At 41.4% G+C, this 13,330-nt stretch carries 10 protein-coding genes; 9 read left to right on the top strand and 1 reads right to left on the bottom strand.

Going from position 1 to position 13,330, the window contains the following annotated elements:
• Positions 1-232: 232 nt before the first annotated feature.
• The 7 genes from BMZ99_RS14750 to BMZ99_RS27410 all read left to right on the top strand — a co-directional run bounded on the left by BMZ99_RS14750 (position 233) and on the right by BMZ99_RS27410 (position 9,092).
• Positions 233-1,306 (top strand): branched-chain amino acid aminotransferase, encoded by a 1,074-nt coding sequence (locus BMZ99_RS14750; RefSeq protein WP_090938770.1) that lies wholly within the window; start codon positions 233-235, stop codon positions 1,304-1,306.
• Positions 1,307-1,466: 160 nt separating this feature from the next.
• A complete protein-coding gene (cdaA, locus tag BMZ99_RS14745) occupies positions 1,467-2,285 on the top strand; it encodes a diadenylate cyclase CdaA (RefSeq protein WP_090938768.1) in 819 nt (272 codons plus the stop codon).
• A complete protein-coding gene (locus BMZ99_RS14740) occupies positions 2,285-3,208 on the top strand; it encodes a CdaR family protein (protein WP_090938765.1) in 924 nt (307 codons plus the stop codon). Before cdaA ends, BMZ99_RS14740 begins: the two co-directional genes overlap by 1 nt.
• 33 nt (positions 3,209-3,241) lie before the next feature.
• Positions 3,242-4,837, top strand: a complete 1,596-nt coding sequence (locus tag BMZ99_RS14735) for an NAD(P)/FAD-dependent oxidoreductase (RefSeq protein WP_090938762.1) — start codon at positions 3,242-3,244, stop codon at positions 4,835-4,837.
• A gap of 22 nt (positions 4,838-4,859) precedes the next feature.
• Positions 4,860-6,203, top strand: a complete 1,344-nt coding sequence (gene glmM / locus BMZ99_RS14730) for a phosphoglucosamine mutase (RefSeq protein WP_090938759.1) — start codon at positions 4,860-4,862, stop codon at positions 6,201-6,203.
• Between the two features lie 390 nt (positions 6,204-6,593).
• On the top strand, positions 6,594-8,423 hold the full coding sequence (glmS, locus tag BMZ99_RS14725; RefSeq protein WP_090938758.1) for a glutamine--fructose-6-phosphate transaminase (isomerizing): 1,830 nt from the start codon (positions 6,594-6,596) through the stop codon (positions 8,421-8,423).
• 546 nt (positions 8,424-8,969) lie between these two features.
• Positions 8,970-9,092 (top strand): IS3 family transposase, encoded by a 123-nt coding sequence (locus BMZ99_RS27410; RefSeq protein ID WP_281246814.1) that lies wholly within the window; start codon positions 8,970-8,972, stop codon positions 9,090-9,092.
• Between the two features lie 52 nt (positions 9,093-9,144).
• Here BMZ99_RS27410 and BMZ99_RS14720 read toward each other — a convergent pair whose 3' ends face one another.
• Positions 9,145-10,155, bottom strand: a complete 1,011-nt coding sequence (locus BMZ99_RS14720) for a proline racemase family protein (protein WP_090938755.1) — start codon at positions 10,153-10,155, stop codon at positions 9,145-9,147.
• 630 nt (positions 10,156-10,785) lie between these two features.
• Between BMZ99_RS14720 and alr the strand changes: the two genes are divergently transcribed.
• Together alr and ald are read left to right on the top strand one after the other, a co-directional pair.
• A complete protein-coding gene (gene alr / locus BMZ99_RS14715; protein WP_090938752.1) occupies positions 10,786-11,913 on the top strand; it encodes an alanine racemase in 1,128 nt (375 codons plus the stop codon).
• A gap of 69 nt (positions 11,914-11,982) precedes the next feature.
• Positions 11,983-13,098 carry an alanine dehydrogenase gene (ald, locus tag BMZ99_RS14710; RefSeq protein ID WP_090938750.1) on the top strand — a complete coding sequence of 372 codons (1,116 nt, stop codon included), beginning with the start codon at positions 11,983-11,985 and terminating at the stop codon, positions 13,096-13,098.
• Positions 13,099-13,330 lie beyond the last annotated feature (232 nt).

Below are 13,330 nucleotides of genomic sequence, written 5' to 3'. Positions count from 1 at the left end.
CAAAGAAAATAGTTATTTTCTTTAAATCCATTACGATGACTAAGGGTCTGCCTGTTGCATTAAGAAGTTGATGTCTGTGAGGTCTTTCTTCTTTACATAGTAAAGTATCTTATTTGATTTACAGGAAGAATCATGGAACTGCAAAGGCGCAGTATGCTGGTAGTCCTATGCGTTTTTGTGAGTAAAAAGGACTACCAGCATTTTTTCTTAAATGATAAGGAGGCACTCTACTATGACTGAGATCGCATTTACAAAAAGCAATACACTTGGGGTAATGCCACCTGAGGAACAGCTGGGGTTTGGTAAATATTTTACCGACCATATGTTTACAATGGATTATGATCCCCAAAATGGCTGGCATAATCCGGCCGTTATTCCTTATAATGAATATTCTGTTTTGCCGGCGGCAATGGTTTTTCATTATGGGCAAGCTATCTTTGAAGGAATGAAAGCCTTTCGTACAGATGATGGTCGAATTATTATTTTCCGTACAAAGGATTATTTGGCACGTTTTAATCGTTCTGCAGATGCGCTGTGTATTCCGAATATTGATATAGACGTGGTGACCGAGGGATTAAAGAAGGTCATTGAAGTTGATAAAGCATGGGTACCAACAAAAGTCGGTACAGCTTTATATATCAGACCTTTCATTATCGCTACGGATCCCTATGTAGGCGTAAAGGTTTCGGATACCTATAAATTATTTATTTTGTTATCACCAGTAGGTGCTTACTATGCTGCTGGATTCGATCCTGTAAGCATTAAAGTGGAAGATAAATATGTACGTGCGACGCTAGGTGGTTTAGGGGAAGCAAAAACTCCTGCCAATTATGCTATGAGCCTAAGAGCACAAGAAGAAGCGAAAAAAGAGGGCTTTGCTCAAGTTTTATGGCTAGATGCTGTGGAACGTAAGTACATTGAAGAAGTCGGTACCATGAATATCTTCTTTAAGATCAATGGAGAATTAATTACCCCTGACTTAGTAGGCAGTATTTTAGGCGGTATGACAAGAAGAACCGTATTAGAGTTAGCCAAATCGTGGGGGATAAAAGTTTCGGAACGCCGTATTTCCGTGGAAGAAGTTTTTGCAGCTCATGAGAAAGGACAGCTGGAAGAGGTTTTCGGCACAGGAACGGCAGCTGTTATTTCTCCTGTTGGAGAATTGTCATGGAAAGGTAAAAAAATTACGATCAATCAAAATCAGACAGGCGATTTTGCCAAAAAGCTGTTTAATACGGTGACAGGCATACAATATGGTAAAGTAGAAGATACGTTAGGCTGGGTTGATGAAGTAACAAAATTATAGATTAAAATACGAAGAAATTGCCAAAAATAATACCTCTGACATCTAGAGGTATTATTTTTTTATTTATAAGGGGAAATATTAAAGGTTTTCTCTAATATTGGGTAGAATAAATTAATATTTATTGTTATTATTCTTACGATTATGATGAGGAGTTTGGCGTATGTTGCTACAAATTCAAGGAATTATTTCTACGATTAGCTTATTAGATCTTTTGGATATGATCATAGTGGCTTTTGTTTTGTATAAGCTGTATGTCATGATCCGCGACACAAGAGCCTTGGCTTTACTGAAAGGACTCATTGTACTTTTGATTGCCACGGTTATCAGCAAATGGCTGGGACTTAATGTGATTAACTGGTTATTGAACAAAACCATGACAGTCGTTTTGGTAGCCTTGCCGATTGTTTTTCAACCAGAGCTTAGACGTGCATTAGAACAACTAGGTCGAGGAAATTTATTTAAAAAAAGTGTATTTTTAGATGAGCAAGAACAAGAAAACCTATTAGATGAACTAGGAAAAGCAGTAGCTGTACTGGCGAAAAATAAAATTGGCGCTCTTATTGTACTAGAGAGGGAAACTGGTCTTAGTGATTATATTGAAACCGGGATCAAAGTAGATGGTCTGGTTTCCAATGAGTTCTTAATTAATATTTTTATTCCTAATACCCCTATGCATGATGGGGCAGCCATCTTAAGGGGAAGTCGAATTATGGCAGCAGGCTGCCTACTGCCGCTAACGGAAGATCGAAGTCTCAATAAAGAATTGGGAACAAGGCATAGAGCGGCGATTGGCATTACGGAACAGTCAGATGCTGCAGTGGTGATCGTGAGTGAAGAAACAGGAATTATTTCCTTAGCCCGGGGTGGGAGATTGGTGCGAGATCTGGATGCAGAGTTATTAAAAGAAAAAATACGCCCGCTGTTCAGCAATAAAAATCATACCTTCGGCAACTTTTTGAATTGGAGGCAGTATTCATAATGGATAGACTTCCAAAGAAAAACATGACAGCGAAGATCATAGCACTCATTTGTGCAATTATTTTATGGATTTTCGTAATGAATGAACAAAATCCTCCTGTAGAAATTAATATGGAGATTCCTCTGGAAGTACGGAATCTTTCCAGTACTGTTGTAGCAGTAGATGTCCCTGACTCGATTCGTATCAGAGTGCGTGGACCAAGGACAGTGATTGCCGGACTTGCGAAACAGGATATAAAATCATACGTAGATTTAAAAGGTTTATCAGAAGGCGTTAATACTGCAAAAGTGCATACTACGATTCCTACAAGCATTGAAGTAGTAGAAGTCAGTCCAGATCCGATTACCTTTCACTTAGACAGCATTGTCAGCCGGCAAGTGCCTGTGGAAGTGAAATTAAGCGGTGCACCTCCTGCTGATATTCTTGTAGACAAAATTACTTACAGCTCCCAAACTGTCGTTGTGGTGGGCCCAAAAGGTTTGTTAGAAACAGCAGCTAAAGCAGTAGCCTATGTGGATGTGGCAGGAAAAAGTGCTGATTTCACCTTAGCCGTTCCCTTGAAGTTATTAGATCACAATGGCAAGGGCGTAGGAGAAGGTCTGCAAATGAAACCGAATAGTATGTATGTTTCTTTGTTTTTAGTTCCTACGATTGCTAAAAAAACGGTTGATATTAAACCTAATGTCATAGGGCAGCTAGCAAAAGATACTGCCCTAAAGCAAATTATTACGAACCCAAACAAAATAGAGATTAGCGGTGATCGGCAAGTCATAGATAAAGTTGATGCAGTGTACACCGAACCGATTAGCTTGGATGGAATTGATAAAGATGTAGAAGTAGAAGGAAAACTGCAGGCACGCGAAGGTGTTACCTATAGCAAAAAAACGATAAAAGTGAATATTGCTGTAATTAAGCAGCAATAATAGAAAAATGGCAAGGTGAAGGAGCGAAAATCGTTGTTACGGATCATTAATATGCGGGTGCTGCTAGACAATGAGACATCATTAAATAAATTGGCGGCAAAAAAGCTTAAAGTACCACCCCAAGCTGTGCTTGAGGTGGTCATTATACGTCGAGCACTGGATGCTCGTCGAAAAAACAATATTAGTTTTGTTTACACCTTAGATGTGAAGCTAGCAATACCTGAAGGTCAAGTATTGTCACGTTTAAAAGGTGATAAGGATATATCTATAGCAAAAGAATATGTGCCGGAAGTAATTGTGCAAGGAGAAAATACATTAGAACACCCCCCAGTTGTAATTGGTTTTGGACCTGCTGGCATGCTGGCAGCCTTGATCTTGGCACAGCATGGTTATAAGCCGATTCTATTAGAAAGAGGACGAAATATCGAGCAGCGAACCAAGGATGTAAGTAGGTTTTGGCAGACAGGGCAGTTTGATCCCATTTCCAATGTGCAGTTTGGTGAAGGGGGAGCGGGAACTTTTTCCGATGGTAAGCTGACCACTCGAGTCAATGATCCTCTCATGCGTCAGGTTCTGGATATTTTAATTAAAGCTGGAGCTCCAGAAGAAATCGCTTATTTACATAAACCCCATATTGGTACAGATAAACTACGGGAAGTTGTAAAATCGATTCGACAAGAGATTATTGCTTTAGGAGGACGAGTCGAATTTGAAGCCAAGGTTACCGCGATTGACGAAAAAGAAGGAAAACTAAAAGGTATAGTTGTCAATGGGACTACCTACATACCCTGCTGTACAGCTTTATTGGCTATTGGGCATAGCGCTCGGGATACCTATGAGATGCTGCATAAGCAAGGAGTTGCGATGGAGGCAAAAGCTTTTTCCATCGGAGTGAGAATAGAACATCCTCAAGAAGTGATTGATACATCGCAATATGGCATATCGGCGGGACACCCGCAGCTAAAGGCTGCCGATTATGCTCTCGTTTATCATGCAAAAGATATTGGGCGTACGGCCTATTCTTTTTGCATGTGTCCAGGCGGCCTAGTAGTAGCTGCTGCCTCTGAAACGGGAGGAGTAGTGACCAATGGTATGAGCCTGTACAACAGGGCATCAGGAGTGGCTAACAGTGCTTTAGTTGTTAATGTAACGCCGGAAGATTTTGGTGGAGGTGTATTAGAGGGTATCAACTTTCAGCGTAAATATGAGCAATTAGCTTTTGTCTGCGGCGGATCTAATTATCATGCTCCCTTGCAGACAGTAGGTGATTTTCTTGCGGGGACAACTGGCAGCACTACGTTTGCAACCAAGCCCAGTTATAAACCGGGTGTATTGGCAGCAGACTTGCGTCAATGTTTGCCTGCGTTTGTGACCAATACTCTCGCACAAGCATTGCCAGAATTTGAACGTAAAATTAAAGGCTTTGCCAGTCCTGATGCGGTTATGATTGGAGTAGAAACGAGAACATCGGCTCCAGTTCGAGTCTTGCGTGGCAGTGATTTTCAGTCTTTAAATATAAAAGGGTTATATCCAATTGGAGAAGGTGCCGGCTATGCTGGCGGTATCATGAGTGCCGCACTTGACGGCCTTAATTCTGCAATTTCGATAATAAAAAATAGCAAGGTTTAAGAAAAGGAGGAACGAAAGATACATGGGGAGACTTTTTGGAACAGATGGCGTACGTGGAGTAGCCAATGCGCAGTTAACACCAGAATTAGCGTTTAAATTAGGATGGGCAGCAACAACCTATTTTGGTAAAGAATATCATACTAGCCCGGTCATGGTGATTGGTCGTGATACACGGGTTTCAGGGCATATGCTTGAAGCTGCATTAGCAGCTGGTATTTGCTCTGCAGGAGGGCACGCAGTGCTATTAGGTGTGGTTCCTACACCGGCAGTAGCCTATTTGGCTGGAAAAATCAATGCCCAAGCTGGGATTGTTATTTCTGCATCTCATAACCCATATCCTGATAACGGGATTAAATTCTTTGCAGGGTCTGGCTATAAACTGCCTGATGCTGTAGAAGATGAATTAGAAGAATTGGTATCTTCCTATAAAGAAGACATGGAGCGTCCCGTTGGGGATGGAGTTGGCACTATACTGCACCGCCATGATTTACTAAAGGAGTATATCGATTATTTGGTAAGTACAGTTGATGTAGATTTCAAAGGATTAAAAATGGTCGTAGACTGCGCTCATGGAGCCGCTTATGAAGTAGGACCGATCGTATATGAGCGATTAGGCGCTGAGGTCATTACCATTAATAATGAACCTACAGGCATTAATATCAATGCAAACTGTGGTTCTACCCATATGGCAGGACTGCAGGAAGCTGTAGTACACCATAAAGCTAACTTTGGCATTGCCCATGATGGTGATGCAGATCGCTGTCTGGCGGTAGATGAGAAAGGTGCTATCGTTGATGGAGATCAAATGATGGTTATTTGTGCATTAGATCGCCTACAGGCAAATAAGCTAAAAGATAATACCTTAGTTGCCACAGTGATGAGTAATATCGGTTTATACCAAGCCATTAAAAAGGCAGGCGGTAAAGTCGAAGTAACAGCGGTAGGCGACCGCTATGTACTAGAAGCGATGCTTGAAAAATCGTTCCTGCTCGGTGGAGAGCAGTCGGGACATGTGATTTTTGCTGAACATAGTACGACAGGCGATGGTGTATTAACAGCCCTTCAATTAATTGCAGCTTTGAAAAAGAGCGGCAAGGATATGTCGGAACTCGCAGCGGTTATGACTCGTTATCCTCAATTACTGGTGAATGTTTCTGTAGCGAGCAAAGACGGCTGGGAAGAAAATCAAGCGATTTGCCGCTCCATCGAGAAAGGCAATGCTCAGTTAGGAGAAAATGGACGCATTTTAGTACGTCCTTCCGGTACGGAACAATTAATTCGTGTAATGGCAGAAGGTCCATGTATGACAGAGCTAGAGCGGATTGTACATGAAATCGCTGCTGTAGTAAAAAAAGAACAAGGATGAGTTGACCAAAGTCGTTCTTTATATTACAATGTAAATGCAAAGGAGCACAATTGTGCTCCTTTGCATATGTATAGTATTAATAGGGGGTGAGAAATGGATAAAGCAAAGAAGATTGGTGGAAACTATATTTTAGAAGATCTCTCAAATGGTAAATTATAGCGCTGGAGCTTGCGTGACATAGTACCACATCTCGGTGGCAGCCTGTATAAGGGCGTGTTGACGTTAAGCAGACGAGGAAGAGGTTTATCGAGATTTTTCAGCGGATACCTCTCGGCCACTCTGCGGCCGTTAAGCAGCGACAAAACTGCAAGGTAACTTGCAAGACAAAGCGACTGGGGCAGATTGACAGAATGATTTGAATTGTATTTGAATTTTAGGAGGAATTACCATATGTGTGGTATCGTTGGCTATATAGGCCCTGAACAGGCCTCAGCATTTTTGATGGATGGTTTAAGTAAACTGGAATACCGGGGTTATGATTCTGCAGGAATAGCTGTATTCGATGGAACACAGATTCATGTAGAAAAAAGTGTAGGCCGCTTGGCAAATTTAGAAAAAAAATTAGAAAGCAATAAACTTGTTGGAAACTTAGGTATTGGACATACTCGCTGGGCAACTCATGGTCGTCCTTCTGATGTAAACTCCCATCCTCATACAGACTGCTCAGGAGATTTTGTTGTAGTGCATAATGGTATTATTGAAAACTACATGCACTTAAAAGAAAAACTCATTGCAAAAGGTCATGTTTTTGCTTCTGAGACAGATACGGAAGTAGTAGCTCACTTGGTAGAAGAATACTACAAAGGTGACTTTGAAGCGGCAGTAAAGCAAGTGTTATCGGAAATTGAAGGCTCCTATGCCCTAGTATTTATGACAAAACATGAGCCAGATAAAATTATCTGCACGAAACAAGACAATCCATTGGTCATTGGTTTAGGAGAAGGCGAGAATTTTATCGCATCTGACATTCCAGCGATCATTAATCGCACTCGTAGAACCTATATCTTAAGTGATGGAGAATTGGCAGTTGTCACTAAAGATTCTGTATGGGTTATGAATCGTCAAGGAGTGCCCATTACGAAAAAAGTATTTGAAGTACACTGGGACGCAGAAGCTGCTGAAAAAGGCGGCTATGAACATTTCATGATCAAAGAAATCTATGAACAGCCAAGAGCGATTCGGGAAACCATGTCCAGCCGTTTGGCAAAAGATGATAGTCATATCATCTTGGATGAACTAAAATGGACCAAACAAGAAATGGCAGCGATCAAGAAAATAGTCGTTGTAGCTTGCGGTACTGCTTATAATGCTGGTCTTGTAGGCAAATATTACCTTGAATCCTTGTCTCGCATTCCTGTTGAAGTAGACGTAGCGTCTGAATTCCGCTACCGCTCTCCTTTAGTGGATGAAAATACCTTAGCCATTGTGGTGAGCCAATCTGGTGAAACATTAGACACCTTAGCGGCTTTGAAAGAAGCAAAACGTCTTGGAGCAAAGACATTGGCAATTACCAATGTTGTTGGTTCTTCGATTTCTCGGGAAGCGGATCAAGTTATCTATACTTGGGCCGGTCCAGAGATTGCAGTAGCTTCCACCAAAGCATATACGACTCAACTTGTTCTTATGAGCATGCTAGCGATCTACATTGCTGGACTTCGGGATACCATTTCAGCAGAACGCAGTCGTGAGCTAATCTCTGGTTTGCGTAATCTCCCAGCCCAATTGCATGAAATACTAGAAGATGTGGAATCCATTAAAACCTTTGCACAAAAATATGGTTTTAACGAAGATGTATTCTTTATCGGCCGTTCTTTAGATTATGCGGTAGCCTTAGAAGGCGCATTGAAGCTGAAAGAAATTTCCTATATTCATGCAGAAGCCTATGCCGCCGGAGAATTGAAACATGGTACATTAGCTCTCATCATTGAAGGCGTACCCGTTATCGCTCTAGCTACGCAGCATGATGTATACGAAAAAACACTCAGCAACATCAAAGAAGTCAAAGCTCGTGATGCCGTTGTCATTGGTATTGCTCAGCAGGGTGATGAACAAATCAACAAATATGTAGATCACACTATTTTCATTCCGAAAGCTGATAAATTCTTAGCACCAATCCTCGCTGTTCTTCCTCTTCAATTGTTGGCTTACTACGCTGCCGTAACTCGTGGCTGCGACGTAGATAAACCAAGAAACTTGGCGAAGTCAGTAACGGTAGAATAATAAATGATGAACCGCTCCTATCCTTGTAGCGTTGCAAAAAAAAATTGAACAAAGCTATCTGCTTTGATATGTAATTGTAATCCCCTTTTCAAATATGTTAAAAAAATGTATTTGGGATGGGGGTTACAGTTTAATAGGCAATGAAACTAAAAGTGATTATGTTCTTATTGCAGGAGACTCGGCGTTATATGGGACACTCAAAGAGTAAGAATATTATCTTAAATGAATTATATCCTTCGGTGCACTATAGCTTATAATAATATCTACATTCATATTATGTTTTTGGAAATTTATCGTGATTGCCACCAATAAAAAGAGTAGTGAAATTCTTACTTCCACAATATGTAAAAAGAAGATTAAAACTGAAAAATATGTATTTTGTGAAAACCCATTAGTACTAGAGACATCTGTTTGTAAAAAAGTATCCCTTCCTGTAGAATTTCAGTATTGAAGTATACAGAGAGGGGTATTATTATGTCGAAAGAAGTTAAGCGTGAATACCTCAAATTAAAGTCGTTGAAAATAAAGTATTAAAAATGTTGGCAAGTGGAAGAACGTTCGAAAGCACGTGAATTAATTGATGAATATATACACGTTAATAACTATGAACGAATTCAATCAAAAACAAGACTGACACCGTTTGAAAAACGGTGTCAGTCTTGTTTTTGATTGAATTCTAAAGTTATTTTTTTTGTCGTAATAAAACCTCAGAATCAATATTTTAATAATCTAATACAAAGCCTTCTGGGAACGGATCCTTAGGATCTAAGATCCAAGTAGCAAAGCCAATTACACAAGCATTGCCTGTAATTCTTGGACGAATAGCAGTAATTCCACCAACTGTAGTTTTTTCGACGATTTCACACTTAAACAGTGAACCAATGACACTCTCGTGAACAAAGCTGTCGCCCACCTTAAGCTTACCCTCGTCAAATAAAAGTGCTGCTTTAGCGGAGGTACCAGTACCGCAAGGGGAACGGTCTACAACCTTTGGTAAAGCTACTACGCAGTTTTGGATATCCGCCTCTGGGCTCTTTGGAGGTCCTGAGAATTCCACGTGCGTTACGCAATCTGCGAACGAAAGCTCCGGATGGCAAATTACCACCTGTTCGTTGATATCTTTTGCAATTGACTGTGCAATCTCGATCAGTTTGCCACAGTTATGAGGCTCGATTGTTAAGCCGAAACGTTCAACCGGCAGGATTGCATATACGTTGCCGCCCCAGGAAATATCCAGGGTAAGCTTTCCAAAATCTCTCGTATTCACTGCAACATTACGTTTTAATACCAGTGCTGGTGCATTAAGGAAGGAAACCTCTTTTACGACTCCATCCTCTACTGTAGCTTCAACGGTTACTACGCCAGCGGCTGTATCAAGATTGATAAAGGTAATCGGCTCCTTAACGTCAACCAGACCAGCTTCAATCAAGGCCACCGACACGCCAATGGTGTCGTGACCGCACATAGGCATCCAACCGCTTGCTTCAAAGTACAAAACTCCAATATCTGTTCCCGGTGTGCATGGCTCTGTAATCAGAGTTCCTGACATGATTTCACTACCGCGAGGCTCATAAGATAATAGCTTGCGAAACCAATCCTCATGCTCCTTCATGTAGGAGTACTTTTCTGCCATGGTTTTTCCCGGAATATTGCGAAAGCCACTTACAACATTACGTGTAGGCTGTCCCAATGTATGTGTCTCAATCGTTCTAAATAGTTTTCTAGCCTTCATTTTATAACCATTCCTTTCATGCGCACGTTGTGCGCTTCATATTCATCAACCTAATGCATATGACTATCTATAAAAAATAAGCAAGAAGTATGCCAATAAAAGAATGAAGGTAAAAACATCTGAATACAGTGTCATCATAAGATAATTCGGTATAAAAATAAAAACCCCCAAAGAAGGTGTGTTGAAAAATACACACTTTCATTTTTATTGTGTGTATAAAATGACACAATAAACGTTTTTGTGATAAAGTAAATCCATTATACCTCATTATTTTATATAATTTTACCTTGTGGAGTGCTAAAATACGACAAAAAAAGTGTGTCAAAAATTATCCACCAATATGTTTGATCCTGATAAATAGCACTTTTAACCAGTAATTGAGGATCGTTTTCGGAGAACTTTTAACATCGATTATCCTCATTTTAGTATAAACTTATCCTTTATTCAATCTCATTTCAACTTAGCACATCCTTTGTATATATTAAGGAAATAAAAAAAAGAGTGGTTTGGCTTTCAAAATCTGTAGAGGAGAATAAAGTTGGCATTAAACTTGCATTATGTATTGAGGTGCACTTCGAGTGAGGTATATCTCATCTGTAATGCAAAAAGTTGACAGCAAGGAGGTGAAACATGGAGTCAGACGAAGAATTGACGCGTCCTGTATGGGCGGAGGTGGATGTAGCCGCAATCAAGCACAACGTATCAGCAATTAAGACACTGTTAAAGCCAACAGTTAAATTTTGCGCGGTTGTGAAGGCTGATGGTTACGGTCACGGTGCTATAGCCGTGGCTAATGCAAGTCTGGCCGCTGGGGCAGACTATCTGGCTGTGGCTATTTTAAATGAAGCGCTGGAACTTCGAAGCGCCGGAATTACTGCACCTATTCTTGTTCTGGGTTTTACACCGACTGCTCAAGCTACGTTAGTGGTTGCGCATGATATTACGCAGACGATCTATTCAATGGAGGCAGCTAGAACTTTATCGGCAGCAGCTGTAGAAGCAGGAAAAATTGCAAAAGTTCATGTGAAGATCGATACGGGCATGGGGCGTATAGGGATACGACCCAGTGATGCGGGTGTATTCATTCCGGCGGTAGCGGCTTTGGCGGGTATTGAAATAGAGGGTATTTTTTCGCATTTTGCTACTGCCGACAGCGCGGATAAAACCTATTGCCGGGAACAAATGGCACACTTTAGCCAGGCAATAGCCGCCGTCGAAGCACAAGGATTTCATATACCCATCCGCCATATAGCGAACAGCGCCGCAACACTTGAAATGCCAGAAACTCATCTGGATATGGTGCGTCCGGGAATTATTCTCTATGGCTTATGGCCGTCGCCGGAAGTGACGCAATGCATTCATTTAAAACCGGCAATGGCACTGAAATGCCAAATAACGCAGGTGCGGGAAGTTGCTGCCGGAACTAGTATCAGCTATGGTCGGAGTTATATAACTTCACGGGCGGGAACAGTTGCTGTTTTACCGATTGGCTATGCTGATGGGTGGACAAGATTACTTTCCGGTAAAGCAGATATCCTCATCCGAGGACAACGAGCGCCGCTTATCGGCAGAATTTGCATGGATCAGTGCATGGCTGATGTTACAGGAATTCCCGACGTAAGACCGGGAGATACCGCTGTCTTATTTGCTGACACAGTGCTTTCAGCTGATGAGGTGGCTGTTAAACTGGGTACAATCAGCTATGAAGTTGTCTGTACCGTCGGTAAACGTGTACCCAGACTGTATCGTAACAAATGATACTGTCTGTAAAGAACGTGCCAAATAAAATACTTATCGGTGCTGTTAAAATTAAGGAGGCAAAAAAACATGATTATTGGTGTAGCAAAAGAAATCAAAAACAATGAAAATCGCGTAGCTCTTACCCCAGCAGGCACATTAGCCCTAAAAAAAGCTGGACATACAGTGTTAATAGAAGAAAATGCCGGGGTGGGCAGCGGTTTTTCGAATGAAAGCTATAAAGAAGCAGGCGCGCAAATTATTGCCGATAAAAAGGAGTTGTTTGACCAAGCAGAAATGCTTATGAAAGTCAAGGAACCCCTTGCGGCGGAATATGATCTATTTCATGAAGGACAGATTCTCTTCACCTATCTCCATCTGGCTCCTGAACCAGAATTGACCGAAGCACTCTTAGCTAAAAAAGTAATTGGCATCGCTTACGAAACCATTGAGCGGAATCACACTTTGCCACTCTTAACTCCTATGAGTGAAGTGGCCGGTCGTATGGCAGTGCAGGTAGGCGCTACTTCTTTGGAAAAACCTAACGGTGGTAAAGGTATTCTACTTGGCGGCGTACCGGGTGTTGAATCGGCCCAAGTAGTGATCGTCGGCGGCGGTGTCGTTGGTACCAATGCGGCTAAAATGGCCTTAGGTATGGGCGCACGCGTAACCGTTCTGGACAGATCCTTGGCGCGCTTGGCCTATCTTGATGATATTTTTGGCGGTCGCGTGAACACTGTTATGTCCAACAGCTACAATATTGCCGCATGGGCAAAGGAAGCTGACCTGTTGATTGGTTCTGTCCTGATTCCTGGTAAAAAAGCTCCTAAACTGATTACTGAAGAAATGGTTAAGACGATGGAAGCTGGTTCAGTAATCGTTGATGTTGCCATTGACCAGGGCGGCTCGGTAGAAACTGTTGACCGTGCTACTACTCACAGTGAACCTACCTATGTAAAACATGGTGTTGTCCATTACTCGGTTGCTAACATACCTGGCGCTGTAGCCCGCACTTCTACGTTTGCTTTAACCAATGCTACCCTTGACTACGCTTTGCAAATAGCTGGAAAAGGATGGAAACAGGCTCTGAAAGACGATGCTGGTCTGGCAAAAGGATTGAATGTATTTGATGGAAAAGTAACCTTCCAAGGTGTTGCGGAAGCTCATGGACTTGCTTATACGCCGGTTGCAGATGTATTAGCATAGGAGCTTGTTACCATCTTCCCCAAAAATGCTCCTAGTTATTTTCAAACTTCTAAAAAATCTGATTAGTGTGAAAAACAGTATAGTGTGTATCTAGAGATATACACTATACTGTTCATATGTATATAAAATGACACATGAAATTATTTATGACGAAAAAGTGTGTCAAAAACTACTCGAGAATCTATTTTGTTCTTGATAAGTCGTGCTTATAACTAATAATTGAAGATCGTTT

Origin of the sequence: Pelosinus propionicus DSM 13327 (assembly GCF_900114615.1) — a bacterium.
GTDB lineage: Bacteria > Bacillota > Negativicutes > DSM-13327 > DSM-13327 > Pelosinus > Pelosinus propionicus.
Note: the sequence above shows the minus strand (reverse complement) of the source record. Positions and strands in the feature narration are given on the sequence as shown.